28 protein-coding genes are annotated in these 24,612 nt (G+C 43.9%); 23 read left to right on the top strand and 5 right to left on the bottom strand.

What is annotated here, in order from left to right; genetic code table 11:
* The first annotated feature begins 120 nt into the window (after positions 1–120).
* The 10 genes from NEJAP_RS11135 to sthA all read left to right on the top strand — a co-directional run bounded on the left by NEJAP_RS11135 (position 121) and on the right by sthA (position 10,531).
* Entirely contained in the window at positions 121–1,557 is a 1,437-nt protein-coding gene (locus NEJAP_RS11135; protein ID WP_201347317.1) for a glyceraldehyde-3-phosphate dehydrogenase, read from the top strand.
* A 320-nt stretch (positions 1,558–1,877) separates the two neighbouring features.
* Positions 1,878–3,221 carry a Na(+)-translocating NADH-quinone reductase subunit A gene (locus tag NEJAP_RS11130; protein ID WP_201347316.1) on the top strand — a complete coding sequence of 448 codons (1,344 nt, stop codon included), beginning with the start codon at positions 1,878–1,880 and terminating at the stop codon, positions 3,219–3,221.
* A 12-nt stretch (positions 3,222–3,233) separates the two neighbouring features.
* A complete protein-coding gene (locus tag NEJAP_RS11125) occupies positions 3,234–4,442 on the top strand; it encodes an NADH:ubiquinone reductase (Na(+)-transporting) subunit B (RefSeq protein ID WP_201347315.1) in 1,209 nt (402 codons plus the stop codon).
* Complete coding sequence (locus NEJAP_RS11120; RefSeq protein WP_201347314.1) at positions 4,432–5,211, top strand: Na(+)-translocating NADH-quinone reductase subunit C; 780 nt, start codon at positions 4,432–4,434, stop codon at positions 5,209–5,211. Before NEJAP_RS11125 ends, NEJAP_RS11120 begins: the two co-directional genes overlap by 11 nt.
* 3 nt (positions 5,212–5,214) lie before the next feature.
* Complete coding sequence (locus NEJAP_RS11115; protein WP_201347313.1) at positions 5,215–5,874, top strand: NADH:ubiquinone reductase (Na(+)-transporting) subunit D; 660 nt, start codon at positions 5,215–5,217, stop codon at positions 5,872–5,874.
* Positions 5,871–6,482: an NADH:ubiquinone reductase (Na(+)-transporting) subunit E gene (gene nqrE, locus NEJAP_RS11110; protein ID WP_236591140.1), complete on the top strand. Its 612-nt coding sequence runs from the start codon at positions 5,871–5,873 to the stop codon at positions 6,480–6,482. Before NEJAP_RS11115 ends, nqrE begins: the two co-directional genes overlap by 4 nt.
* Positions 6,483–6,522: 40 nt before the next feature.
* Positions 6,523–7,752: an NADH:ubiquinone reductase (Na(+)-transporting) subunit F gene (gene nqrF, locus NEJAP_RS11105; protein WP_201347312.1), complete on the top strand. Its 1,230-nt coding sequence runs from the start codon at positions 6,523–6,525 to the stop codon at positions 7,750–7,752.
* A gap of 126 nt (positions 7,753–7,878) precedes the next feature.
* Positions 7,879–8,799 (top strand): FAD:protein FMN transferase, encoded by a 921-nt coding sequence (locus tag NEJAP_RS11100; RefSeq protein WP_236590899.1) that lies wholly within the window; start codon positions 7,879–7,881, stop codon positions 8,797–8,799.
* A gap of 1 nt (position 8,800) precedes the next feature.
* Complete coding sequence (gene nqrM, locus NEJAP_RS11095; RefSeq protein WP_236590898.1) at positions 8,801–9,049, top strand: (Na+)-NQR maturation NqrM; 249 nt, start codon at positions 8,801–8,803, stop codon at positions 9,047–9,049.
* An 81-nt stretch (positions 9,050–9,130) separates the two neighbouring features.
* Entirely contained in the window at positions 9,131–10,531 is a 1,401-nt protein-coding gene (gene sthA / locus NEJAP_RS11090; RefSeq protein ID WP_201347310.1) for a Si-specific NAD(P)(+) transhydrogenase, read from the top strand.
* A gap of 26 nt (positions 10,532–10,557) precedes the next feature.
* On the opposite strand, the gene NEJAP_RS11085 is transcribed toward sthA, so the two are convergent.
* From NEJAP_RS11085 to NEJAP_RS11075, 3 genes are read right to left on the bottom strand one after another with little or no spacing between them, the layout of a single operon-like run.
* Positions 10,558–10,845 carry a hypothetical protein gene (locus NEJAP_RS11085; protein ID WP_201350745.1) on the bottom strand — a complete coding sequence of 96 codons (288 nt, stop codon included), beginning with the start codon at positions 10,843–10,845 and terminating at the stop codon, positions 10,558–10,560.
* A 6-nt stretch (positions 10,846–10,851) separates the two neighbouring features.
* The gene (locus NEJAP_RS11080) at positions 10,852–11,670 is read right to left on the bottom strand and encodes a DNA replication terminus site-binding protein (RefSeq protein WP_236590897.1); all 819 of its coding nucleotides are present in this window, start codon (positions 11,668–11,670) and stop codon (positions 10,852–10,854) included.
* 59 nt (positions 11,671–11,729) lie between these two features.
* Positions 11,730–12,293 carry a PilZ domain-containing protein gene (locus NEJAP_RS11075; protein ID WP_201347308.1) on the bottom strand — a complete coding sequence of 188 codons (564 nt, stop codon included), beginning with the start codon at positions 12,291–12,293 and terminating at the stop codon, positions 11,730–11,732.
* Positions 12,294–12,389: 96 nt separating this feature from the next.
* Here NEJAP_RS11075 and NEJAP_RS11070 point away from each other — a divergent pair, with 96 nt between their 5' ends.
* A complete protein-coding gene (locus NEJAP_RS11070) occupies positions 12,390–13,634 on the top strand; it encodes a lipoprotein-releasing ABC transporter permease subunit (protein ID WP_201347307.1) in 1,245 nt (414 codons plus the stop codon).
* On the top strand, positions 13,627–14,316 hold the full coding sequence (gene lolD / locus NEJAP_RS11065) for a lipoprotein-releasing ABC transporter ATP-binding protein LolD (RefSeq protein WP_201347306.1): 690 nt from the start codon (positions 13,627–13,629) through the stop codon (positions 14,314–14,316). Before NEJAP_RS11070 ends, lolD begins: the two co-directional genes overlap by 8 nt.
* Positions 14,317–14,354: 38 nt before the next feature.
* Here the strand turns inward: lolD and NEJAP_RS11060 are convergent, their stop codons facing one another.
* The gene (locus tag NEJAP_RS11060) at positions 14,355–14,864 is read right to left on the bottom strand and encodes a DUF2062 domain-containing protein (RefSeq protein WP_201347305.1); all 510 of its coding nucleotides are present in this window, start codon (positions 14,862–14,864) and stop codon (positions 14,355–14,357) included.
* A 76-nt stretch (positions 14,865–14,940) separates the two neighbouring features.
* Between NEJAP_RS11060 and NEJAP_RS11055 the strand changes: the two genes are divergently transcribed.
* From NEJAP_RS11055 to NEJAP_RS11015, 9 genes are all read left to right on the top strand, one after another.
* Positions 14,941–17,217, top strand: coding sequence for a DNA internalization-related competence protein ComEC/Rec2 (locus tag NEJAP_RS11055; protein ID WP_236590896.1), 2,277 nt, complete (start codon positions 14,941–14,943; stop codon positions 17,215–17,217).
* Between the two features lie 60 nt (positions 17,218–17,277).
* Positions 17,278–17,901 (top strand): MotA/TolQ/ExbB proton channel family protein, encoded by a 624-nt coding sequence (locus tag NEJAP_RS11050; RefSeq protein WP_201347303.1) that lies wholly within the window; start codon positions 17,278–17,280, stop codon positions 17,899–17,901.
* Positions 17,902–17,913: 12 nt separating this feature from the next.
* Complete coding sequence (locus tag NEJAP_RS11045) at positions 17,914–18,333, top strand: ExbD/TolR family protein (RefSeq protein ID WP_201347302.1); 420 nt, start codon at positions 17,914–17,916, stop codon at positions 18,331–18,333.
* A gap of 3 nt (positions 18,334–18,336) precedes the next feature.
* Positions 18,337–19,332: a tetraacyldisaccharide 4'-kinase gene (gene lpxK, locus NEJAP_RS11040; RefSeq protein ID WP_201347301.1), complete on the top strand. Its 996-nt coding sequence runs from the start codon at positions 18,337–18,339 to the stop codon at positions 19,330–19,332.
* Positions 19,325–19,513, top strand: a complete 189-nt coding sequence (locus tag NEJAP_RS11035; RefSeq protein WP_201347300.1) for a Trm112 family protein — start codon at positions 19,325–19,327, stop codon at positions 19,511–19,513. Before lpxK ends, NEJAP_RS11035 begins: the two co-directional genes overlap by 8 nt.
* 9 nt (positions 19,514–19,522) lie before the next feature.
* Positions 19,523–20,290, top strand: coding sequence for a 3-deoxy-manno-octulosonate cytidylyltransferase (kdsB, locus tag NEJAP_RS11030; RefSeq protein ID WP_201347299.1), 768 nt, complete (start codon positions 19,523–19,525; stop codon positions 20,288–20,290).
* 96 nt (positions 20,291–20,386) lie between these two features.
* Positions 20,387–20,968 carry a cysteine dioxygenase gene (locus NEJAP_RS11025; RefSeq protein ID WP_201347298.1) on the top strand — a complete coding sequence of 194 codons (582 nt, stop codon included), beginning with the start codon at positions 20,387–20,389 and terminating at the stop codon, positions 20,966–20,968.
* A 6-nt stretch (positions 20,969–20,974) separates the two neighbouring features.
* Positions 20,975–21,496 carry an RNA methyltransferase gene (locus tag NEJAP_RS11020; RefSeq protein WP_201347297.1) on the top strand — a complete coding sequence of 174 codons (522 nt, stop codon included), beginning with the start codon at positions 20,975–20,977 and terminating at the stop codon, positions 21,494–21,496.
* 172 nt (positions 21,497–21,668) lie between these two features.
* A complete protein-coding gene (locus NEJAP_RS11015; RefSeq protein WP_028468790.1) occupies positions 21,669–21,875 on the top strand; it encodes a cold-shock protein in 207 nt (68 codons plus the stop codon).
* 124 nt (positions 21,876–21,999) lie between these two features.
* Here the strand turns inward: NEJAP_RS11015 and NEJAP_RS11010 are convergent, their stop codons facing one another.
* A complete protein-coding gene (locus NEJAP_RS11010; protein WP_201347296.1) occupies positions 22,000–23,169 on the bottom strand; it encodes a murein transglycosylase A in 1,170 nt (389 codons plus the stop codon).
* A 2-nt stretch (positions 23,170–23,171) separates the two neighbouring features.
* Here NEJAP_RS11010 and NEJAP_RS11005 point away from each other — a divergent pair, with 2 nt between their 5' ends.
* Both NEJAP_RS11005 and NEJAP_RS11000 read left to right on the top strand, forming a co-directional pair.
* Entirely contained in the window at positions 23,172–23,417 is a 246-nt protein-coding gene (locus NEJAP_RS11005) for a hypothetical protein (protein ID WP_201347295.1), read from the top strand.
* 22 nt (positions 23,418–23,439) lie between these two features.
* Positions 23,440–24,537: a hypothetical protein gene (locus NEJAP_RS11000; protein ID WP_201347294.1), complete on the top strand. Its 1,098-nt coding sequence runs from the start codon at positions 23,440–23,442 to the stop codon at positions 24,535–24,537.
* The last annotated feature ends 75 nt before the right edge of the window (positions 24,538–24,612 follow it).

Genomic DNA, 24,612 nt, shown 5'->3' with positions numbered 1-24,612 from the left:
AAGTGCTTGAAAAATCATCCGGCTAAAGTACTAGGATGAGAGTGTTTGCCCGCAGCCCTATAAAAGGGGATAATGTTCCGCAAATTTTTAACGTGTGTTGATGTAAAGTTGGAGAAGCCTGTGAGCCAAGATCAAGTATTCGCTGAATGGAAAGAACGCGAAGCGACAGCGGAAGCCATGATTCCTTTGATCGGTCGTTTGTACCGTGATCGTAATATTGAAACTTCTGTTTATGGTCGTCTGATTGTTAAGCGTTCTGTCATTGATGTGCTTAAAGCGCATCGTTACGTGCGTCAGATGGAAGCTCAAGAGCTGACAGTACTAGAAACATACCCTGTGCTGGAAGCACTTGAGTCTTTAGATGTGAGTGGTGCTCATGTTGATGTCGGTAAAATGGCAGCACAGTTCCGTGAAAGTGGAAATGGCCGCACCATGAAAGAGTTTCTTGAGGAGCAGTTGTCCTCAGTTATTGGTGTTGAAGATCGTCAAGGTACTGATGTTGTACTTTATGGTTTTGGTCGTATCGGTCGTTTGTTGGCGCGTTTGCTAATCGAGCGTACTGGCGGTGGTCAATCTTTACGTTTGCGTGCGATTGTTGTGCGTAAAGGTAAGGCTGATAATGATCTTGAGAAGCGTGCTAGTTTGCTACGTCGTGACTCAGTGCATGGTTCGTTTAAAGGAACCATCCAAATTGATAATGAAAATAACACACTGATTGCCAATGGTAATGAGATTAAAGTTATTTTTGCTAACGCTCCAGACCAGATCGATTACACAGAGTATGGTATTAATAATGCTATTGTTATTGATAACACGGGTATGTGGCGTGACAAAGAAGGTCTTTCTTTGCACCTTAAATCAAAAGGTGTTGCGCGTGTATTGCTGACGGCTCCTGGTAAAGGCGTTAAAAACATTGTGATGGGTGTTAACCATCATGATATCGAAGATGAAGATTTGGTTTTGTCTGCCGCTTCTTGTACTACCAATGCCATTACGCCTGTTTTGAAAGCAGTGAATGATGTTTATGGTATTGAGAATGGTCATGTTGAAACTGTGCATTCTTACACAAATGATCAGAACCTAATTGATAATTACCATAAAGGCGATCGTCGCGGCCGTGCGGCAGGCCTGAATATGGTTATTACAGAAACGGGGGCGGCTAAAGCAGTTTCTAAAGCCTTGCCTGTTATGGAAGGTAAGCTAACGGGTAATGCTATTCGTGTGCCAACACCTAACGTTTCAATGGCAATTTTGAATCTGAACTTGTCAAAAGAAGTTGATCGCGAAGGTTTGAATGATTATCTTCGTGAAGCGTCATTGCACTCTCCATTGCAGAAACAAATAGCCTACAGCAACTCTCCGGAAGCTGTATCAAGTGATTTTGTTGGATCGCGTGCGGCGGGTATTGTTGATGCTTTGGCGACTATCGCAACAGGTAATCGTTGTGTGCTTTATGTATGGTATGACAATGAGTTTGGTTATAGCTGCCAGGTGATTCGTATGGCTCAGAAGATGGCTAATGTCACTTTGCCTGCTTTCCCTAAAGCTAATAAATAGTTGATATTTGTCAGGAAAAAACCGCATTGTGCGGTTTTTTTTGGTCTTTTAATTTATATTCCAGAAAAGAATAAGCTTATATTAAATGCGTCTAGGTGATTTGCCTAACTAAGCCCAAGGTAGCAGCGGTTTAACCGGGGCTCTTTGTAGATATAGAGTGTGACGCTCAGGTATACTTGGAAAGTTTTTAGGTGGGGTTATTCGTTTTCTTAAATAAGAAGATCAGAAGTGGGGCATTTAGTGGAAGCTAAGCTGATTCGCTGTATCTGACATGAAGGAAACTAGATCTCGAAAAATTTAATCGTGATTGGGTGAGGTGTATGATCAAGATCAATAAAGGTCTAGATCTACCGATAACGGGTTCTCCTGAACAGGCTGTAAAAAGTGCTGTCTCGGAAATTCGGTCGGTCGCCGTGATTGGGCCAGACTATATTGGTTGTAAACCAACAATGGCCGTCAAGGTGGGTGATCGAGTTAAACTCGGTCAAGTGGTCTTTTCCGATAAAAAAACTGAAGGTGTTCAGGTCACTGCTCCAGGCGCTGGTGTAGTAACTGAGATCAATCGTGGAGAGCGTCGGGTTCTTCAATCGGTTGTTATTGAACTGGACGCTGAAGAAGAATCAATAGAATTCGCACGTTACGATGCTGCTAAATTAGCAGATGTAACACGTGATCAGGTTGTTGAGAACCTACAAGCCTCTGGTTTGTGGACGGCCCTACGTACACGTCCTTTTAGCCGTGTGCCTGCTATCTCAACTGTCCCTGCTTCTATTTTCGTAACTGCAATTGATACCAACCCTTTGGCAGCTGATCCTGCGCTATTCATTAATGAATATGCTGAAGATTTTGCCAATGGATTGAAGCTGCTAACTAAGCTATCTGAGAAAGCGGTTTATCTGTGTAAAGCACCAGGTACCAAAGTGCCGAGTGTTGATGGTGTTACTGTTGAAGAATTCGACGGTCCTCATCCTGCAGGTAATGCTGGTACTCATATTCATCATCTTGACCCTGTGTCTCGTACAAAAACTGTATGGACTATTGGTTATCAAGACGTTGTTGCTATGGGTAAGCTCTTTACTGATGGTCGACTATTTGTTGAGCGTTTTGTTTCAGTTGCTGGGCCGCATGTTAATAAGTCGTCTGTTCTTAAAACCCGTGTGGGCGCTAAGCTAGACGAGTTAACAGTTGGTTTATTGCCTACTGGCGAAAACCGTTTGATTAATGGTTCAGTTTGGAATGGTGCGACAGCTAAAGGGCCGTTGGCATATCTGGGGCGATACGCAAACCAGGTAACTGTATTGACCGAAGGTAACAAGCGTGAATTCTTTGGATGGGTTTTGCCTGGTTCCAATAAATTCTCTGTTCTGAACGTCTTTACATCGTTCCTCTCGTCTGGCAAAAAGTTCGATTTCACAACCACCACAAATGGTTCTGAGCGAGCAATGGTTCCTGTGGGACAGTTTGAACAACTGATGCCGCTGGATATCTTGCCAACTCAATTGCTACGTGCGCTAGTCACCGGGGATATCGTAACTGCAATGCAGTTAGGTTGCTTGGAACTCGACGAAGAAGATCTGGCTCTTTGTACTTTTGCTTGCCCTGGTAAGTACGAATACGGACCAATCCTTCGCGATAATCTGACGCGCATAGAGAAAGAAGCCTAAGAGAGGCAGCGTATGAGTATCAGAAATATACTTGATAAAATGGAGCCGCATTTCCATAAAGGCGGCAAGTACGAAAATTGGTATGCGTTGTTTGAAGCAGCAGATACCATTTTTTATACACCGGCATCTGTGACCAAAACAGCGTCGCATGTGCGGGATGGTATCGACCTTAAACGTATGATGATTTTGGTCTGGATGTGTACTTTTCCAGCAATTTTTGCTGGTTTGTATAACGTTGGATACCAAGCGAATACAGCTATGGCGGGCATGGGCCTGACTGAAGCTGAAGGCTGGCGTGGTGCTATTGCTGGTGCTTTGACTGGGTTCGATGCAAGCAGTATATGGGATAACATTATCCATGGTGCTGTTTATTGGTTACCTATTTATATAACAGTCTTTCTTGTAGGCGGCTTCTGGGAAGTTTTGTTTGCAATGAAGCGTGGGCATGAAGTTAACGAAGGTTTTTTCGTAACCTCAATCTTGTTTGCATTGATTCTTCCTCCAACTGTTCCGTTGTGGCAAGTAGCGCTAGGGATCAGCTTTGGTGTGGTTATCGGTAAAGAAGTGTTCGGTGGAACAGGTAAAAACTTCCTGAACCCTGCACTTACTGGGCGTGCATTCCTATTCTTCGCATATCCTGCGCAGATGTCTGGTGATGCTATCTGGACTGCTGTTGATGGTTTCTCTGGAGCAACACCTCTAGGTTTAGCAGCAGCGGGTGGTGTTGATGCCATTCTTGCGCAAAACCTGACATGGATGGATGCTTTCTTGGGCCAAATTCAAGGTTCTGTAGGTGAAACATCAACTATCGCCATTATGATTGGTGGTGCGGTATTGCTGATAGCTAAAGTGGCTGCTTGGCGTATTGTTGCTGGTGTATTTGCGGGTATGGTCGGAATGACGGTACTGCTAAATATTATTGGTTCTGATACTAACCCGATGTTCGCTTTGCCGTTCTACTGGCATTTTGTGTTAGGTGGGTTCGCATTCGGTATGTTCTTTATGGCGACCGATCCGGTTTCTGCGTCAATGACGAATACCGGTAAGCTATACTTCGGTGCACTGATCGGCATCATGGTGGTGTTAATTCGTGTAGTTAACCCCGCATTCCCTGAAGGTATGATGCTAGCGATTCTGTTCGGTAACTTGTTCGCACCATTGATTGACAACTTTGTCATTCAGGCGAACATTAAACGGAGGATGGCACGCAATGTCGGCTAATAACGATACTATCAGTAAAACGATTACCGTCACCGTATTACTTTGTGTGGTTTGTTCAGTAATCGTATCTGCAGCTGCAGTACTTCTGAAGCCTCAGCAAATTGCTAACAAAGAACTCGACAGAAAAACCAATATTCTGGCTGCTGCTGGTCTAATGGATTCGTCTAAGTCTGTTGATGAGTTGTTTTCACAGATCACTACTAAAGTCATTGATTTGGAAACAGGCAAGTATACTGATGCGGTTGACGCTGCAACATTTGATGCGCGTAAAGCCTCTAAAGATCCCGCTCTATCAAGTAAGTTGGATCGTAAGGATGATATCGCATCAATCAAGCGCCAGGCGAAATTTCAGACTGTATACTTAGTTGAAGCTGAAGGTAAACTTGAAAAGGTCATTTTGCCAGTTCATGGCTACGGTCTTTGGTCAACGCTTTATGGGTTCCTTGCATTAGAAGGTGACTTAAATACAGTCGTTGGTTTAGGTTTTTACTCTCATGCTGAAACCCCTGGATTGGGTGGTGAAGTAGACAACCCTCTTTGGAAGTCGCAGTGGCCAGGTAAGAAAGTCTATGCTGATGGCGCTATGGAACCATTGTTAGGCTTGGTTAAAGGTAAGGTGAATCCTGATGCTGCAAATGCTGCTCATCAGATCGATGGCCTTTCCGGTGCGACACTGACTAGTAATGGTGTGTCTCAGATGGTTAAGTTCTGGATGGGTGAAAACGGTTATGCGCCGTTTCTTACTAACCTGAAAGCTGGGGGGGTGTAAATCATGTCTGAAACTAGAGATATTTTGACGGGCCCTATCGTCAAAAATAACCCAATAGCATTACAGATTCTTGGTGTGTGTTCCGCTCTGGCGGTAACAACGAACATGAACACTGCGCTTGTAATGACGTTGGCAGTAATTTCAGTAACAGCATTTTCAAATATGTTTGTGTCTATGATTCGTAATCATATGCCCAGCAGTATTCGTATTATCTGTCAGATGGTTATTATCGCATCGTTGGTAATTGTTGTTGATCAGATTTTGAAAGCCGTTGCTTATGATGTTTCTAAACAGTTATCCGTTTTCGTGGGTTTGATTATCACAAACTGTATCGTAATGGGTCGTGCTGAAGCTTTTGCTATGAAAAATCCTCCTGGGATCTCTTTCATGGACGGTATCGGTAACGGACTAGGTTATGGTGCTGTATTGATGTTTGTTGCTTTTTTCCGTGAATTGTTCGGATCAGGCAGCCTGTTTGGAATTGAAATTCTTCCATTAGTCACTAACGGTGGTTGGTATCAGGCCAATGGTATGATGCTGTTGCCGCCAAGTGCTTTCTTTATCATCGGTGGATTCATTTGGATTATACGTGCCTATGATAAAAAGCAGGTAGAGGCTCCTGAGTTCATCATGGCACCAAACTCTAAGAAGGGGGCTGTATAATGGAGCAATATATCAGCTTGGCTATTCGGGCTATCTTCGTTGAGAACATGGCGCTGTCCTTCTTTCTCGGAATGTGTACTTTCTTGGCTATTTCAAAGAAAGTGCAAACTGCTATTGGTTTAGGTATTGCGGTAATTGTAGTGCTTGCAATTACTACACCTATCAATAACTTGCTTTATAACGGCTTACTGCGTGAAGGCGCATTGTCATGGGCGGGTTATCCTGAAGTAGATCTGAGCTTTTTGGGTTACATCTCTTATATTGGCGTTATCGCTGCGATCGTTCAGATCCTCGAAATGGTATTGGATAAGTTCTTTCCAGTACTATATAACGCATTAGGAGTGTTCCTTCCATTGATCACAGTAAACTGTGCCATTATGGGTGCTGCTCTCTTCATGGTAGAGCGTGACTATAACTTTGGTGAAAGTGTTGTTTACGGTGTTGGTGCGGGTGTTGGTTGGGCGTTGGCAATTGCAGCGTTAGCGGGTATTCGTGAAAAATTGAAGTATAGCGATGTTCCAGAGGGACTACGTGGTCTAGGCATTACCTTCGTTACTGTTGGTTTGATGTCTCTAGGTTTCATGTCTTTCTCTGGTGTGCAGCTGTGATTCTGCTCAGACGTGAACAACAGAAGGATGGATTAAGCCTATGAATGCTGAAATCGTTCTCGGTGTTGTCATGTTTACCGTTGTAGTGCTTGCACTTGTAGCGGTAATTCTGGCAGCCCGTTCAAAATTGGTAAGTTCTGGTGATGTGACTATTAGCATCAATGATGATCCAGAAAAAGCGATCACAGTGCCTGCGGGTGGCAAGCTTTTGCAGACACTTGCAAACGTTGGGATTTTTGTGCCATCGGCTTGTGGTGGTGGTGGGACTTGTGCGCAGTGTAAATGTCAGGTTCTTGATGGTGGTGGTTCTATGCTGCCAACTGAAGAGTCGCACTTTACAATGCGTGAAGCAAAAGACGGCTGGCGCTTGTCATGTCAAGTTGCTGTAAAGCAAGACATGAATATTGAGCTGGAAGAAGAGATCTTTGGTGTTAAAAAGTGGGAATGTACGGTTGAGTCAAACCCGAACGTTGCTACTTTCATCAAAGAGCTAACACTGCGCCTGCCTGAAGGTGAAAATGTAGATTTTCGCGCTGGTGGTTATGTGCAGTTGGAAGCACCTGCTCATGAAGTTCATTATAAAGACTTCGACATTGAAGAAGAGTACCGTGGTGATTGGGATAAGTTTAACCAGTGGAAGTATGTATCTAAGGTAACGGAGCCCGTTATCCGAGCATACTCTATGGCAAACTATCCTGAGGAAGTGGGTATTGTTAAATTCAATATTCGTATCGCTTCTCCGCCTCCAGGTAAAGATGACCTGCCTCCAGGTTTGATGTCTTCTTATGTTTTCAGTCTTAAGCCGGGTGATAAAATCACTGTGTACGGACCGTTTGGTGAGTTCTTTGCAAAAGATACTGACAATGAAATGGTCTTCATCGGTGGTGGTGCGGGTATGGCGCCGATGCGTTCGCACATTTTCGATCAGCTGAAGCGATTGAAGTCTACACGTAAGATGTCGTTCTGGTACGGTGCGCGTTCACTGCGTGAGTGTTTCTATAATGAAGAATACGATCAGCTTCAGGCTGATAACGATAACTTCGAGTGGCACTTAGCGTTGTCAGATCCTCAGGAAGAAGATAACTGGGATGGTCTAACAGGCTTCATCCATAACGTGTTGTATGAAAACTATCTTAAGGATCATGAAGCGCCTGAAGATTGTGAGTTCTACATGTGTGGTCCGCCTATGATGAATGCCGCAGTTGTTCAAATGCTGTTGGATTTAGGTGTAGAGAATGAAAATATCTTGCTTGATGACTTTGGTGGTTAGGCCTTGATAGATGCACTACATCGTGCCCCTAAATGGCCGGCAGCATTGCTGCTGGCCTTTTTGTTTTTAGTTGGGTGTAGCGAGAATAAACAGAATTCAGAGATCGTTTCCTTTTCAGGGGTGACGATGGGAACTACATTTACCGTAAAGTGGGTAGGTGATGACGATGCTCGTGTGGCGAGTATCCACGAGGACGTGGCAGGCGCGTTAGCTGACGTTAACCAAGCGATGTCGACATACATAGCAGACTCAGAGTTATCTCTTCTTAATCAGCTGCCGGTTGAGAATGAGGTAGAGCTTAGTGATGCATTATTTTTTGTATTGAGTCTAGCGCAAAGTATTAGTAAGAAAACCGCAGGTGCTTTTGATGTTACAGTAGGGCCTCTCGTCAATCTATGGGGTTTCGGGCCCGATGGGCGTGTTATTAAGGCGCCGGCAGATAGTGATGTTGTGCGCTTGCAGCAGCAGACTGGCTTTGAGAAATTAGTAATTAACAGTGATGCTCAAAAAGCGCTTAAGAAAACTGCTTTATATGTAGATCTTTCAGCGATAGCGAAAGGCTACGGTGTTGATGTCTTGGCTAGGGTTATGGAAAAGCATGATATCCATGACTACCTTGTTGAGATCGGCGGTGAGTTAAGGGCTAAAGGTCATAAGCCAAATGATCAGGACTGGAAAATTGCAATTGAAAGTCCTGTTAATGGTGCACGAAAAGTACAAAAAATACTCAGTATCAGTGATACAGGAATTGCTACTTCGGGTGATTATAGAAATTACTTTGAAGAAGCGGGTGTTCGCTACTCTCATACGATCAACCCAAAAACAGGCCGGCCAATAATACATAAGTTGGCTTCGGTGACTGTGTTGATGCCTACTTGCGCTGAAGCGGATGCAATGGCAACGGCGTTTATGGTGATGGGGGAGGAGCGGGCGTATGAATTTGCAGTTAAGCATAATATAGATGCTTTCTTTATTGTAAAATCTAATCAAGATTTTATCGAAAAAATGACACCGGGCTTTGATAAGCGCTTGGTGAAGAGAGGTTGATGTGGATATTTTTATCTTTGTTTTAGCAGGTTTGATGTTAATCATTTTGGCGATGTCGGTAGGTGTTATTCTGGGAGGTAAGCCAATCGCGGGTTCATGCGGTGGTATGGCAAATCTAGGCATGGATACTGCGTGTGATATTTGTGCGGGTGATAAATCTATTTGTGAAGATGAAGACGAAAAAAATCGCCGTATCGCAGAATTGGCCAAATCAACAGATCTAGCTTATGAGGTTAAGTCTAAAAGCTGATTGTTGTCTGCCTAGTTGTGGCTTATTCTGTACTATGTAGTCCTAAGTAACTGACAATAAAGATAAACTAAGGGGATATTGATGGCTGTTTATGACTATGACGTTGTCGTGATTGGTTCAGGTCCGGCAGGAGAAGGAGCAGCAATGAATGCTGCTAAGCACGGGCGCCGTGTTGCGATTGTTGAAGAGCAAGATTCTGTTGGTGGTAACTGTACACATAAAGGGACTATTCCATCTAAAGCATTACGTCACGCGGTTAAGCAGATCATTGAATTTAATACTAACCCAATGTTTAGAGATATTGGGGAGCCGCGCTGGTTCTCTTTTTCAAAAGTGCTCAAACGTGCTGAAAAAGTAATGTCTAACCAGGTTATGTTGCGTACCAATTTTTATGCGCGTAATCGCGTTGATGTATTTTTCGGCAGAGCAGAGTTTGAGAACAACAACACCATCATAGTAAAAGAAACGGCGAAAGGTGATGAGACGCTGCGTACCAAGAGCGTCGTTATTGCTTCAGGATCGCGTCCGTACTGCCCGCCAGATATTGATTTTACACACCCACGTATTTATAACTCAGATACTATTCTTAAGCTAAGTCATACGCCGCGTACATTGATCATTTATGGCGCTGGTGTAATCGGTAGCGAGTATTGCTCTATCTTCAGCGGTCTCGGTGTGAAAGTTGATCTAATCGATACTCAGGATCGACTGTTGTCATTTCTTGATGGCGAAATCTCTGATGCACTGAGCTATCACCTGCGTAATACTGCCGTTAAGATTCGTCATAACGAAGAGTATGAGAGTGTAGTAGGTGATGAGCACGGCGTTATTCTGAATCTGAAATCAGGCAAGCGTATTCGTGCAGATGCTTTCCTTTGGTGTAATGGCCGAACAGGAAATACGGATAATATGAACCTTGAGGCGAGTGGGCTTAAGGCGAATAGTCGTGGGCAATTGACTATAGATCAGCATTATAAAACTGACGTAGAAAATATATACGCCGTTGGTGATGTTATAGGGTGGCCAAGTTTGGCTTCTGCTGCTCTGGATCAGGGGCGATCTGCTGCTGCCGATCTGGTTGGGGCTGATAGCTTTCGTTACATAGATGAAGTGCCGACAGGGATCTATACAATTCCTGAGATCAGCTCTTTAGGTAAAACTGAAGAGGAGCTAACGGCTGAGCGGGTTCCTTATGAGGTTGGGCAAGCTTTCTTTAAAGATACTGCGCGCGCGCAGATTTCTAGCCAGCCTGTTGGCATGCTGAAAATTCTATTTCACCGTGAAACATTGGCTATTCTTGGTATCCATTGTTTTGGAGATCAGGCGTCTGAGATTGTGCATATCGGGCAGGCTATTATGCGTCAAGAAGGTGAAGCTAATACGATTGAGTATTTTGTTAATACTACGTTTAACTACCCTACAATGGCTGAAGCTTACCGTGTGGCTGCCATCGCAGGATTAAATCGTATTGCTAATTTGTAAGAAGCTTCTTAATTGAAAAGGCCGGGCTAGTCCCGGTCTTTTTTTTGAACATCGTTGTTATAGTAACTGTCTTCGTAGTACTTGCCTTTAATACCTAGTTTTTTCTCTACAAAACGATTGAAGCGGCTCCAAATAAAGAATGCGGGTGTCATCATAATGCCGATTGCTAACATAAGCCCGCTCCCCTCATAGCCTTTTGGCATCTGCAGTGTTATCCAGTCAATAAATCCTAAGTGGCGGCCTAATAAGTAGCTGCCTATTAAAAAAGCAAACCCTAGGCCGGTAGCTAAATGGTGGAGCGTGTTACTGCTCATAATGGATTATTTCCTGTAAAGATGGATGCGTAAGCTGGGCAAAAAAGGTTCAGGGTCGATAAGGCTATCTGAGCGTTGAGCTCGGCTGCGTAGTATAGGCGCAACGCTTGTTAACACGTTATGTTCGGGTAACGGTGCTTCATCTAAGAGAGGGATCAGTATAGGTAGCGGGCAGTTTTTTGCAAGACGTCGCCAGTTATTATCACCTGTTTTCCATGCAATGTTAGCGCGAATTACGGGTACTTGAGTTTGGATCTGAGCCATCTTTATATTTTTGTGTAAGGGGGATAGCTTTTCTATTTGCCTGACAATATGTGGCTGAGATGTGTCTAGTTTTAATAGCATTTGCATTGCACATTCTGCGGTGAGCTTTTTTATGCTTCGTCCGCTGTTGTACCAGCTAAACCTTACGTTGTGAGGTGTAGAGTCTAATAATGGGATATGTCGATAGCATTGCTTTAAGTGTATGCGGCCTAATCCTTGATTATTCAGGACTAATGCTAGTGCTTGAGAGCGTCGATGTAATTGTTCTGATGCGGTTTTTAGCTCAGATTTTTGAAGCAAGCCGACAGATATGCGAAGCTTGTCTTTTGCTGTATTTAATTTAACAGCGGATTCAAGAGTTTCTGTGTTTGCACCGACTAAGCCGTAGCAAGATTGTGTTCTGCGCCCGTCAGTGTCATCGCTATGCCAGATGTTGCTATAGTAATACCTGACTTGGTCCAATGCTTGTTGTTGTGTGAGCACATCGCGTTCCTGTGAAGGAAGTGATATGGGTAGATGTGACGTTGAGAGTTGCTTGTCAAAAATAAGTAAAGACTCCATCAGCTGCTCGAATGCATCAATTATATTCGTGAGGAGCGTAGGAGTAATTGCCATGTGAATTATTGATCGGTCTCAGGAAGTTGGAGTGCTTGAGTTTGAATAACGCGTTGAGCGATAAGCATGCGGCAGTTTTCAGGAGTGCGGTGAAAGGAGATGGCTATATGGAAGTTATCTTCATCTGTGATAACGCGTTGAACCTTTGCGTACAATAAAACTCCTAATAGTGGATTCGAGAAAATAAGCTTTATCTCGATGAAGTCTCCCACATGATATATATTGTCTGTGGTGACAAATTGCATACCACCTTCGCTTAAATTTACGGATTGCTTAGTAAGGCGTTCGATTTTTAAGCCGCTGTTCGCGAGTGTGCGAGTAATTAATTCAAGTTTTTTGGCTTGTAGTGAGAAGAGCTCAGCTAATAAGGGTTGAGACTCGTTTAATTGAATGAGCAGGTCTGTTTGTTGCTTATCAATTTCTTGAGCATCTGAGAGCAGTTCAAAATATGGAGATACTTCAAATTGAGCCGGTTTATTAGAATGGTTTGCTTCTTCGGGGGTCACGTGTTGCACTTCTAGTGCTACATTTTTTTCGACCCTATAAAACTGTCTTCGCTCCTGACTCACAGTCACCTCCTGTTCACGTGTTTGTGGCTAGAGTATAGCGGAGATTTTCTTAATATTGTTAGAGTTACTAACCCAACTGTGATTTAATCCGCGACCATGTTCAGACCCTTTTCTATATATGTAGGCTTGCGGTATACCGCAGCAAAGCGCAGTAATCATTTCATCTCTTTTATCTCCTTGGTTTCAATGCTTGGGTTGATGTTGGGAGTGGCTGCATTAATTCTTGTTTTGTCTGTAATGAACGGTTTTGATCGTGAATTAAAAGATAGAATTCTAGGCATGGTTCCACATGCCACTATCACCGGTTATGAAAACCCCATTGCTGATTGGCAGCAACTTGCTGCTGTTGTTGAGCAGGATTCAAGAGTGATAGCTACGGCGCCTTTTATCAATGCGCAAGGTATGCTGACATATTCAGGGCAAGTGCGCGGTGTTATGGTGCAAGGAGTAGACCCTATTGCTGAGAGCAAGGTATCTATCGTTTCACAACATATGCTTAACGGTGAATGGAGTAACCTTAAGAGTGGTGAGTTTGGAGTGGTTCTGGGCGACCTGTTAGCGCGTTATTTGGGTGCACGCATTGGCGATAAGGTGACGCTGGTATTACCTGAAGCATCCATTAGTGTTGCTGGTGTCACTCCAAGGCTAAAGCGCTTCACCGTTGTTGGTATTTTTTCAGTGGGAGCCGAGCTTGATAGTTCACTCGCTTATATACATATAGATGATGCTGCCCGTTTAAAGCGTATTCGTGAAGGTGTAGAAGGCGTACGAGTGACCTTTCAGGACCTATTTAAAGCACCAGTGGCGGCCAGAGAAATAACGTCAACACTTGATGGGTACTTTCTTGTTTCAGACTGGACGCGTACTCACGGTAACCTGTTCCAAGCTATACAGATGGAAAAGAAAATGATTGGTTTGCTATTATTTCTTATTGTGTTTGTGGCAGCTTTTAATATCGTATCAACATTGGTTATGGTGGTGACAGATAAGAAATCGGATATTGCCATATTGCGTACCTTGGGAGCGACGCCTGGCATGATTATGCGTATTTTTATGGTGCAGGGTATTGTTATCGGGTTTGCTGGTACCTTGATTGGAGCGGCGCTAGGTGTGCTTTTGGCGTCGACTGTGACTGATTTGGTTGCCTGGATCGAGCAAGTTCTAGGAATGCAGTTCTTATCTTCTGATGTGTATTTTATTAGTTATCTACCCTCACGTTTGGATTGGAATGATGTAGGTGTGATAGGTGGTTCTGCCTTGTTAATTAGCTTTTTTGCTACGCTATACCCTGCGTGGAAAGCGTCTAGAACACAGCCTGCGGAGGCTTTACGCTATGAGTAATGAGTCAGTGTTGGTGTGCCGTGGCGTGGGTAAAATATACACTGAAGCGGGTAATCCTTTAACGGTTTTAAGCGAAGTTTCTCTTAATGTTACTAAAGGGGAGCGGATCTCTATTATAGGAACATCAGGCTCTGGTAAGAGTACATTGCTGAACACGCTAGGTGGATTAGAAGCGCCAAGCCAAGGTGAAGTGAGTGTTGGTGGTGAGTCGTTATATGATGTCTCTGAAGAAAAAAGAGCGCGGATTCGTAATCGCCAATTAGGTTTTGTTTATCAGTTTCACCATCTTTTGCCAGAATTTGACGCTATTGAAAATGTGGCGATGCCATTGCTGCTGGGGAAGGTTGCTATTAAAGAAGCACAGGCGCGTGCTAAAGAGATGTTAGAGGCGGTTGGTTTATCTGCTAGACTTTCTCATAAACCTGCACAACTAAGTGGTGGAGAGCGTCAGCGAGTGGCTATTGCAAGAGCCTTGGTTACTCGGCCAGCTTGTGTGTTGATGGATGAGCCTACGGGGAATTTAGATAATAATACAGCAAATGATGTGCAAAAATTGATGGAAAACTTAAATCAAGAGTTCAAGACATCATTCATTATAGTGACACATGATTCTGAGTTAGCACACCGAATGGATCGAGTATTGGAGTTGCGCGATGGCGGTTTGCACGAAGTAACAAGGTAAGTAGCGGTTGTGTTGCCTGTATTAACCGCTACATGCGGTTAACTTTTTCGTCTGCCAGACCATGTTTTGCGAACACGCCATATCCATAAAAATGAGACGCTAAAATAAGCAATTACACTAAATATAGCTCCGCAGAACAAAGAGCCTGTTATGAGGGGCCACCAGATAGCGGATAAGTCATGTGATAGGGCTTTATAAGAAAACTCTAACTCCATATCTAGTATAGGTGTGCCAAGTAGGTAAGTTCCTACTACATAACTGAAATAAAATATGGGAGGGATGGTTAACGGGTTGGTAATCCAGACCAAACCAATTGATATAGGCATGTTGCTACGTGCAAAGAGAGAAAGTACCGCGGCAATGATCATTTGCATCGGTACAGGTAAAAAGGCACAAAAAACACCCACGAGAAAGGCTTTCGCAACAGATTTACGTGTTAAATGCCAAAGCGCAGGGTCGTGTAAGTGACGGCCAAGCCAGCTGAGATGTTTGTGATTACGTAGTGATGACTCATTTGGCATGAATCTTTTGATAATCTTCCGAGGCATAGGAAGTATACTTCATCTGAAAAAGATAAACGTATTATGCACAGCACAGCTGTGTAAGCCAACATAGAGATCATGGATGATCATATATATTGTAGGTTTTTTTGTCATAGCTTGGCTTCCTTTTTTGCCGCCACTATATTGGCTGCTTTGTTTCCCTATCGTTTTAATCTTTTCATTTTATTATTTTCGGTCTCTGCGTTTTCAATTGTTGGCATTAATGGCCGGTTTAACAATTGCCTTGATCTATGGTCATATTCAGTTGCAGTATCGTTGGCACTCCTCTGATGCCGCATCAACTTGGCGAGTAGAAGGGACTGTTGACGGTCTTCCTGATTATAAAAGTAAGCACATAACATTTAACTTACGTATTAGCAGTGCCTTGAATGCGGTTGAGGCTGGTGTCCAGCCAGAGAGTACTCCGCGTATAATTAGATTGAGCTGGTATCGCACCGATGAGCGCTTAAAGCCTGGCGACTTACTTGAACTTGATGTGAAACTTCGCCCTCCTCATTCTTTATGGAACCCGGGTGGTTTCGATTATGAGCGATGGGCTTTAGGACGTGATATTGATGCTGTTGGGTATGTTAAAGCGCTTTATGTGCACCAGCCTGTATCTAGTGCGTCAATAGATGTATGGCGTTTTAGTTTGATTGAATGGTTGGGTAATCGTTTGAGGCTCCAACCGGTTGTATTGTCAACATTACAGGCACTGCTGCTTGGCGACAAAAGTGGGTTTGTTGATTGGCAATGGTCTTTGCTGCGAAGTACTGGGACTACACACTTAATGGTTGTAAGTGGTCTGCATATTGGTGTTTGTGTGTTATTAGGCTGGTGGTTTGGTCGTATTATTGCTGCTTTACTGTTCAGAGGTAAGGAGTCTCGAATCCCACATCACTGGTTATCTGTGGTTGTTGCTTTGCTCGTGAGTGGCAGTTATGTTGCTTTGGCCGGTTTTAGTATCCCGACACAAAGGGCGTGGATTATGGCGGCGGTGTTATTGGGAGCGCAATTAGTGATGCGTCGGCCTAGTGTGTGGTTTCGTTGGTGGTTGGCCTTGGCGATTGTGCTTACTTTGCACCCTTTGGCAGTCCATGAAGTTGGCGCTTGGTTATCATTTGCGGCGGTTGCTGCATTATTATTTCTAGTGACGGCACGCCAGAAAAGCGCGGGGTGGCTGATGTTACTTAAAAGCCAATGGTGGATATTTTTAGTATTAAGCCCATTAATGCTCTTGTTCTTTTCCCAGGTGTCTATTAGTGCGCCATTCGTAAATATTCTGGCTATCCCTTTTCTGTCACTCCTGCTGTTGTTGATTGTCCCGGCTATGTTGCTGGAGGCTGCCGGTGTTAGTTGGGGGTTAGATTTTGTTGGGGTATTGATTCAGTCATTATGGGACGGTTTAGCTTGGGTGAATGGGTTGAGTGATCATGGGGTTGTTTATATTCAACAACCCAGTTTTATGGTCATTCTATTTGCAGGTTTGGGGGCAGTAATGGTGCTTCAGCCGATCAGTATTAAGTTAAAAGCGCTGGGCGTATTGTGCTGGTTGCCTTTATTTGTACCGCCACAAAGCAGTGTGCCATCGGGACGAATGAGTGCTGTTGTGTTTGACGTCGGGCAAGGTACAGCAATGATAATTAGGACACATGGACATACTCTTTTATATGATACAGGCGCTGCTTATCCCAATGGAAATACCGCTTTCGAGCGTTCTGTGCTGCCGTATTTGAGGCTTAAAGGAATTGAATTTATTGATAAGTTGATTGTTAGTCATGAGGATAATGATCATGCCGGCGGTGTGTCTAAGGTTATTGAGGTGATGCGTATTGGTGCGATAGAAAGCGGGATGCCGGATGCAATTAATGTAACTGCTCAGCTCTGCCGAGTGGGCGTTAGTTGGCAATGGGATGGCGTCTATTTTCGCTATATTCATCCAAAGCCTAGCTTGTCGGCTACCGATAATGACCGCTCATGCGTATTAGAAGTACGTAGCAAGGCATGCAGTTTATTAATAACAGGTGATGCAAGCGTTCGTATTGAAGAAGAGGTATTGGCTAATTCAGATGCGCGCGCGCCTATTCACTGGCTGGTGGCGGGGCATCATGGGAGTCGTACGTCAACAGGGGTTGCTTTTCTTGAGGCGTATAAGCCAAAAAATACACTTATTTCTGCAGGGTTTCTTAATCGTTATGGGCATCCGCATGAGGAGGTGCTTTCTCGTATAAAGGCAGCCGGCAGTCAGGTTTTTCGCACGGATCAACAAGGTGCCCTAATCTTGGATGAAACAACTGGCGATGAATGTCGTGTTGAAACATGGCGACAAAAAGAAAAACGTTATTGGACAGCCAGTTGAGGGCATACTCCAATGGATTTGTGTGTGTTAAAGTAGCTCGATTCTAAAGGAGAGTTGAACGTGTTTGAATTGATTGCATCGGGTGGTTGGCTAATGATTCCTATCATTGGTTGTTCGGTACTAGCGCTGGCTATTTGTATGGAGCGCTTATGGGAGTTACGTGCAAATAAGATTGCGCCACCTGATTTAATGAAGGATGTGTGGGGCTGGCTAAAAAGCGGAGCCATGACAGCTGAGCGCATGAAGGAAGTTAAGAGGGGTAGTCCTCTTGGACGCATTATTGTTGCAGGACTCAATAATGCTCGCCATGGTCGAGAGATCATGAAAGAAAGTATTCAAGAAGCAGCGACTCAAGTTATACATGAACTAGAGCGTTTTCTGACAGCCTTGGGGACCATTGCGGCTATTGCTCCTTTATTGGGTTTGTTGGGTACTGTTATTGGGATGATTAAAGTTTTTACTGAGATTATGATCCAAGGAACAGGGAATGCTTCTGTTTTGGCAGGTGGTATTTCAGAAGCATTGATTACCACGGCATCTGGATTGGCTATTGCTATTCCTACTTTAATATTTCATCGCCATTTTCAACGTAAAATAGATTCTCTTGTTGTCGAAATGGAGCAGCAGGCAGTGAAATTAGTGGAAGCTGTTCATGGCGAACGTGACGTTGATCATGATAAATAGTGGAGATTTATTGTGAAGTTCCAGCGCCAAAATAGAGAAGAGGTCAGTGTTAACCTTACACCGCTTATCGATGTGGTGTTTCTGTTGCTGATTTTTTTTATGGTCTCGACAACCTTTACAAAAGAAAGTCATTTAGAAATTGATTTGCCTCAAGCTTCCGAAGAAGCGACAACGCAAGATGTCCCAAAAGCGATAGAAATTATAATTGATGAAGAGGGCCAGTACAGTGTAAATGGTGCTCCGTTAATAAATACTCAGGAAAAAACTTTACGTCAGGCAATGCTTAAATTAATAGAGGGTGATGATCGGCCTGCATTAGTCATTACGGCGGATGCAAAAACACCGCATCAATCCGTTGTAACTGCAATGGACGTTTCGGGTAAGCTTGGATTTGAAAAGCTTAGTATTACGACAAAACAGTCCGCAGAATAACTAATGAGTGTATTCGAAAAAGCTTGGTATGATGGTTCACGATGGTCTTTATTGCTGTATCCGTTAGAGAAATTTTTTATTGCTGTATCGCGTTATCGACGACACAAGCATGAGTTGACTCAGTGGCGTGCTCCTGTACCTGTTATAGTGGTTGGCAATATAAATGTAGGAGGTACGGGGAAAAGCCCGCTGGTAATTGCTTTAATTAAGTTGTTGCGAGAGCAGGGTTATAAACCTGGTGTTGTCAGTCGCGGTTATACCGCAAACCCTCCGGAATATCCTTTTAGTGTGTTTCCTGATTCTGCATCGCACGATGTGGGAGATGAGCCTTTAATGATAGTGCAGCGTACTCAGGTGCCGATGGTTATTGACCCTGATCGTGTGAGCGCGTGCCAGCATTTATTAAAAACGTATGCGTGCGATATAATTATCAGCGATGATGGTTTGCAGCATTATGCGATGGGGCGTGATATTGAAATAGTTGTTGTTGATGGTCAGCGTGGTTTGGGCAATGGTCATTGTTTGCCTGTTGGTCCTTTGCGTGAGAGTCCAAGCCGACTTCAACAAGTTGATATGATTGTGGTTAATGGTGAAGGGGGCTTTAGTTATGAGCCGTCAATCCAGATGCGCTTGTTGGCTACGACTTTAGTTGGGCTTAATGATGGTAAGCAGTATGATATTTCAGCGCTTAAGACAACGAATGTTCATGCGGTTGCAGGAATTGGGAATCCAAGTCGGTTTTACGAAACGCTAGAAAAAGAGGGTCTTGACCCTATCAAACATAGCTTTCCTGATCACTATTTGTTTCAGGAGGCTGATATCACATTTAGTGATGAGCTTCCTGTTATTATGACCGAAAAAGATGCGGTTAAATGTAGAGGGTTAAAAATTGAAACCCCTGCTTATTATCTACAGGTCGATGCGCAGTTACCTGTTGCATTTGCGCATCAGTTAAAAGAAAAGCTCAAATTACATAAAGAGAGTGATATTAATGGATAAAAAATTATTAGATATCCTAGTCTGCCCTGTCTCTAAAGCACCGGTAGAGTACAGTGCTGAAACTAACGAATTGATCTGTCGTACCAGCGGCTTAGCTTATCCAGTGCGGGATGATATTCCTGTCATGTTGGAGAGTGAGGCGCGTACGCTGACATCTGAAGAACGTTTAAAAGATAAATAGGAATTAGTGATGGGATTCAGTGTAATTATACCTGCCAGATTTGCATCAACGCGTTTTCCAGGAAAGCCATTAGCAGATATTGCGGGCAAGCCTATGGTGCAGCATGTATACGAGCGCGCCCTTCAAAGTGAAGCTGAGCGTGTCATTGTGGCCACTGATGATGAGCGCATTGCTACTGTTGCTTCTGGTTTTGGTGCTGAAGTATGTATGACGAAAGCAGACCACCCATCAGGCACTGATCGATTGCAAGAGGTAGTGCATTCATTAGGGTTTTATGCAGACGATATCGTTGTGAACGTGCAAGGAGATGAGCCATTGATTCCGCCTCGTGTGATTAACCAAGTCGCTCATAACCTGAAGGCGGAGCCTGACGCTGGTATATCTACACTGTCGGAGCCTATTGAAGATGTAGCGAGTTTACTAAACCCTAATGTCGTTAAAGTAGTTACGGATCACCGCGGTATGGCTGTTTATTTTAGCCGGGCTCCTATTCCGTGGCCGCGAGATGAGTTTGCGGTTACTAAGGATGTAATGCCCTCTAGCTATAATTGGCAGCGCCATATTGGTATTTATGCTTATCGTGTGAAAATGCTTAATGATTTTGTGCATTGGGCTCCAGCACCGATAGAAGAAGCTGAGTGCTTAGAGCAGTTGCGCGCTATGTGGAATGGTGCTCGCATACATGTAGAAGTTGCTGATGAGTTACCACCGGCAGGTGTTGATACTCCAGAAGATCTGGAGCGCTTGCGTGAGTTGTTTAAGTCTGGAAAAGTGTAATTGAGTAAAGCGCGCGCCTCTTTTAAGTTTTGCTGGCCGGCGCTATTTGTTTGTGCAGGCTTTGCTGTTGAATAAAAAACATAACAAGGAATAGTGATGCATAATTTGACTAGATTTAGGTCTTTTATCCAAGATTTCACCCGCTTAATTGATGTTGCTGGCAATGACGAAAAGAAAATATTTGTGACAGGTAAAGCGCTTCTTCAAGGCCTGATTAAGTGTGATGACTGGTTGCCTGAAGAGTTTTCTCAAGCCTCTTCGGATCAATATCAGCAGTTTTTATTGCACTGTGATCCTCATGAGAGGTTTTCTGTAGCGAGCTTTGTCTGGGGGCCGGGCCAGTTAACGCCTATTCATGATCATACTGTATGGGGAATGGTCGGTGTCATGCGTGGTGGTGAGGTTTGTGAAGAGTTTAGTGTTGATCAAGCAAGCGGAGAAGTGGTTGCTGCTGGTCAGCATACCTTGCAAGTAGGTGATGTTGACTTGGTTTCTCCAGCGGTGGGGGATATTCATCGAGTTTCCAATGCTTTAAGCGATGATGTCTCTGTCAGTATTCATATATATGGGGCCAACATCGGTATGGTTGACCGGCATACTTATGATCAAAATTCTAAGAAGGTACAGTCCTTCATCTCTGGATATACTAATCCAGTATTACCCAATATTTGGGGTTGATATTTAATGAATCAGCAAGTGGTCAGTATTGGCTTGGTTAACCCAAAGAGCCCAACAAATGTTGGGGCTGTTATGCGTGCAGCGGGTTGTTATAGAGCCAGTGCTGTTTTTTATACGGGTGCGCGTTACTCGCGTGCAGCAAAGTTTAATACTGATACAAAAGATGTCCGTAACAATATTACATTAGCTGGAGTTGACTGCTTGCTTGAGCATGTACCTGTAGGGTCAAAAGTTGTTTGTGTTGAGTTAGTAGAAGGAGCGACTTCGCTGCCTGAGTTTGAGCATCCGGATAATGCTTTTTATATTTTTGGGCCAGAAGATAGCTCTCTTGATCAGCAAGTTGTTGATCGTGCAGACGCTGTTGTCTATATACCGACAGTGGGCTGCATGAATTTAGCGGCTACTGTCAATGTTGTTTTGTACGATAGGCTTGCTAAATCGTCTTTAGTCGTTGAAGGCGATGAATTAATTCGTCAAAGCAGAGATACTAATAATAAAGTAAAGATTAGTGCTTTGACTACAGACTGAAGCTGTATATAATTAGCCTAGCTTGAAAGTTCGACTTATATTTATGTGTTCCATTTCGATGTTCTTTGTTGAGTGCTCGTTCTGTTTTCATAAGTAATAGCAAAATTTCCAGCTTCATAGCCCGAGCATAAAGTGACGGCATCCATGATTCATGAATTAACAGGATATTATTATGTCTACAACTACTGGCACAGTAAAATGGTTTAACGAAGAGAAAGGTTTCGGTTTCATCGAGCAGGAAAACGGCCCTGACGTTTTCGCTCATTTCCGTGCTATCGCTGGTGACGGTTTCAAAACTTTGGCTGAAGGCCAGAAAGTTGAGTTTACTGTTACTCAGGGCCAGAAAGGTCTTCAAGCAGAAAACATCGTAGCACTTTAATTTAAAGTGTTATGTAACCGGTGTTGAATTAATGCCGGTTGCTCTTCCATTTGTTTGGAAAGAGAAAAAAAGGGTAAGCTTAATTGTCTTGCCCTTTTTTTTGTCTGCTGTTTGGGTTTTTCTTTTATTGGCAGTTCATTTGATTTTGGCTGTTAGCTGGTTTTGGTAGCAGGGCATATATGCTGCCTTTTTGTTTCATCTCGCCTGCTAGTTTTTCTGCTCGCTCTCCTCGCCCAAAAAACACATCTGCCCGAACAGGCCCGTTGATTGCGCCGCCTGTGTCTTGTGCGAATACTAGGCGCTGGTAAGGCTTGTTGGTGCCGGGTAGTGTTGTGGTAACCCATAGCGGCGTGCCCAGTGGAATTATTTTTCTGTCTACAGCTACGCTACGCTCAGGTGTCAGTGGGACGTTGAGAGAGCCGCGAGGGCCGAACTCCAAGTCGTGTCTCATCGTAAAAAAAACATAGCTAGGGTTTTGGTTTTTCAGTGCTTGAGCTTTAGATGGATTAGTATCGAGCCATTGCCTGATAGTGTCTAAAGAAACTTCTTCGCGTGTTAGCGCGCCTGTTTCAATAAGCTTTTTTCCAATAGCTACATAGGGGTGGCCATTTTGATTAGCGTAACCTACGCCCACCATGCTGCCATCTGTGAGTTGTATTCGCCCTGACCCTTGGATATGTAGAAAAAAAGCAGCATCTGGATCATCAACCCAAAGTAGCTCTTGGCCCTTGAGTGGGGACTCTGGTTTATCAATTTCAGCACGACTGTAATAAGGAATCACTGTGTTTCCTGTGATTCGTCCGCGTACGCGCTTTCCTTTGAGTTCTTTGAAACGAGAATCAAGCTTAACCGTTAGCATGTCTTTCGGTGTTTGGTATAGCGGGTAGCTGTACTGATCGTCTGGTTTTAGACTGCCATTGAGTGTCGGTTCGTAATAGCCTGTTATTAGGCCTTCGTTTTTTCCAGCAGTGCCGATGATCGTGTGGGGTATAAAGTTTTCTTCTATAAAGCGGCGAACTTCGACATCGGATGCCAAGGTAAGAGACTTAGCTGAGCTGCAAATGTTCTTCCACTCAGGCGATTTTTTACTGAGCCTTGGGCATTGGCTAAGCAGTGCAGGCAGCGCTTCGCTAAAAGAGTCTTGTTGCCAGCCATGTAGTTTATTCCAGCACGTGGCGTGGTTGACTCCAGGTGGTGGAGGGGTAATCGAGCTGCAGCCATGAAGTAATAAAGCGATGCAGCTGGTGGTTATGGTCCGAGGCGACAATAAGCAGCGGGTGGCATGGGTAAGCATTTATGAAGTTCCTTAAAGTCTATCTTAGGCCTGCATCTTGCTTACTTATTAAGAGCTATGCAAGAGCGAGTGTTAAATCAGCAAGTGGGTTGTTAGTGCTTGAAGAGTATTTGGCGGTTTTATGCTGCTTTAGGCTGTATGGTGGCTGGGTTGTTGTTTGTTTGGGTTGTTCTCAGCATTCGCAGAAGTGGGGCGTTCTGTTTGCCGCAGCTGCTAAGGCGAGGCAAATCGTGGCCGTTTTACATTGATATTCTAATTAGGTGATTAGTTATGATAATTGAGCAGAGTATGATCGCGATGAGTGCTGAGCATCAAAAAACTGAGTCAGTCAGTTATGTGCGGCGAGATAACCTATCTAATTTTGGCCAAAATTTCACCCAGGCGCAATCGTTACTGGATGGGCTGGATATTTCTGGGCTGGCTGTTGGAGATAAAGTCGTTGATGAAAGTCCGCGGGCTCCGTCAATACTTGTAATGACCGATCAGGGGTTGCAGTTTAGGGAGGCAGGGGCTGAAGAAAGTGCTGAGTTGCAGCAGAGTTATACTCAAGCGAGGTTGTTTAAGGCTTTGTTTGAAGCAATTACGGGAAAAGAGGTTCCCGTTGTTGATGATGCGTTTTCTGGTAGTGAAGAGTTGGCAGTGGCTGATTATGCGTCTGGAAGGGTGCAGAGCTCTGCATCGACTGCGTTTTTGTCTGAAGAAAAAACGCTTCAGGTGACAGTACATGTTTCTGAGTCCATAGAAGAATACGAATCAACTCATTTTAGTGCGGCGGGTGTTGTTAAGACGTCTGATGGGGTAGAAATAAATATTAATTTAGATATGACGATGGAGCGTCAATACTCTGCGTCGCGTGAAATGAGCTTTACGCAAGAGGTGCGCTTTAAAGACCCTTTGCTGCTTAATTTTAACGGCTCTGCCGCTGAGCTTTCAGATGAGTCATTTGAGTTTGATATCGATGCCGATGGCGAAATGGAGTCGTTAAGTTATTTGGAGGGCGCCAGTGGTTGGTTGGGGCTAGATAAGAATGATAACGGTCGGATTGATGATGGATCTGAGTTATTTGGCGGTCTAACAGGGCGAGGCTTTGATGAGTTGCGCCAGTATGATAGTGATAAGAATGGTTTTATAGATGCTGGGGATGATATTTTTGATGATCTTTTGGTATGGAATAAAACGCTCGAATCGGATGAGCTCCTATCGTTGCAGGAGAGTAATATAGGTGCTATTTATACCGGTTCAGAAGAAACTCCATTTGATATAAAAAATAAAAATAATCAAATACTTGGCAGGGTTGTTGAAAGTGGAATCTATATTGCTGAGACAGGAGAGGTTGGTTCTGTTCAGCAGGTTGATATGGTTGTTTGATTGTCAGTAGATGAGATTAGCTTTTAGGCTGCTTTGTTGAGTACCTGAAAAGTCGATAATCCGGTAAACTCCTTA

The sequence above is a fragment of the Neptunomonas japonica JAMM 1380 genome, assembly GCF_016592555.1.
GTDB lineage: Bacteria > Pseudomonadota > Gammaproteobacteria > Pseudomonadales > Balneatricaceae > Neptunomonas > Neptunomonas japonica_A.
The sequence above is the reverse complement of the archived record's forward strand: the minus strand, read 5'-3'. Positions and strand labels throughout refer to the sequence as shown.

Coding starts and splice junctions, on each gene's coding strand:
- kdsB (WP_201347299.1), top strand. CDS start 19,523: ATGGGATTCAGTGTAATTATACCTGCCAGATTTGCATCAACGCGTTTT.
- NEJAP_RS11100 (WP_236590899.1), top strand. CDS start 7,879: ATGGGAACTACATTTACCGTAAAGTGGGTAGGTGATGACGATGCTCGT.
- NEJAP_RS11015 (WP_028468790.1), top strand. CDS start 21,669: ATGTCTACAACTACTGGCACAGTAAAATGGTTTAACGAAGAGAAAGGT.
- NEJAP_RS11130 (WP_201347316.1), top strand. CDS start 1,878: ATGATCAAGATCAATAAAGGTCTAGATCTACCGATAACGGGTTCTCCT.
- lpxK (WP_201347301.1), top strand. CDS start 18,337: ATGAGTGTATTCGAAAAAGCTTGGTATGATGGTTCACGATGGTCTTTA.
- NEJAP_RS11035 (WP_201347300.1), top strand. CDS start 19,325: ATGGATAAAAAATTATTAGATATCCTAGTCTGCCCTGTCTCTAAAGCA.
- lolD (WP_201347306.1), top strand. CDS start 13,627: ATGAGTAATGAGTCAGTGTTGGTGTGCCGTGGCGTGGGTAAAATATAC.
- sthA (WP_201347310.1), top strand. CDS start 9,131: ATGGCTGTTTATGACTATGACGTTGTCGTGATTGGTTCAGGTCCGGCA.
- NEJAP_RS11000 (WP_201347294.1), top strand. CDS start 23,440: ATGATAATTGAGCAGAGTATGATCGCGATGAGTGCTGAGCATCAAAAA.
- NEJAP_RS11010 (WP_201347296.1), bottom strand. CDS start 23,169: ATGCTTACCCATGCCACCCGCTGCTTATTGTCGCCTCGGACCATAACC.
- NEJAP_RS11085 (WP_201350745.1), bottom strand. CDS start 10,845: ATGAGCAGTAACACGCTCCACCATTTAGCTACCGGCCTAGGGTTTGCT.
- NEJAP_RS11120 (WP_201347314.1), top strand. CDS start 4,432: ATGTCGGCTAATAACGATACTATCAGTAAAACGATTACCGTCACCGTA.
- NEJAP_RS11025 (WP_201347298.1), top strand. CDS start 20,387: ATGCATAATTTGACTAGATTTAGGTCTTTTATCCAAGATTTCACCCGC.
- NEJAP_RS11005 (WP_201347295.1), top strand. CDS start 23,172: ATGAAGTTCCTTAAAGTCTATCTTAGGCCTGCATCTTGCTTACTTATT.
- nqrF (WP_201347312.1), top strand. CDS start 6,523: ATGAATGCTGAAATCGTTCTCGGTGTTGTCATGTTTACCGTTGTAGTG.
- NEJAP_RS11060 (WP_201347305.1), bottom strand. CDS start 14,864: ATGCCTCGGAAGATTATCAAAAGATTCATGCCAAATGAGTCATCACTA.
- NEJAP_RS11080 (WP_236590897.1), bottom strand. CDS start 11,670: ATGGAGTCTTTACTTATTTTTGACAAGCAACTCTCAACGTCACATCTA.
- NEJAP_RS11125 (WP_201347315.1), top strand. CDS start 3,234: ATGAGTATCAGAAATATACTTGATAAAATGGAGCCGCATTTCCATAAA.
- NEJAP_RS11115 (WP_201347313.1), top strand. CDS start 5,215: ATGTCTGAAACTAGAGATATTTTGACGGGCCCTATCGTCAAAAATAAC.
- NEJAP_RS11070 (WP_201347307.1), top strand. CDS start 12,390: ATGTTCAGACCCTTTTCTATATATGTAGGCTTGCGGTATACCGCAGCA.
- NEJAP_RS11020 (WP_201347297.1), top strand. CDS start 20,975: ATGAATCAGCAAGTGGTCAGTATTGGCTTGGTTAACCCAAAGAGCCCA.
- NEJAP_RS11055 (WP_236590896.1), top strand. CDS start 14,941: ATGATCATATATATTGTAGGTTTTTTTGTCATAGCTTGGCTTCCTTTT.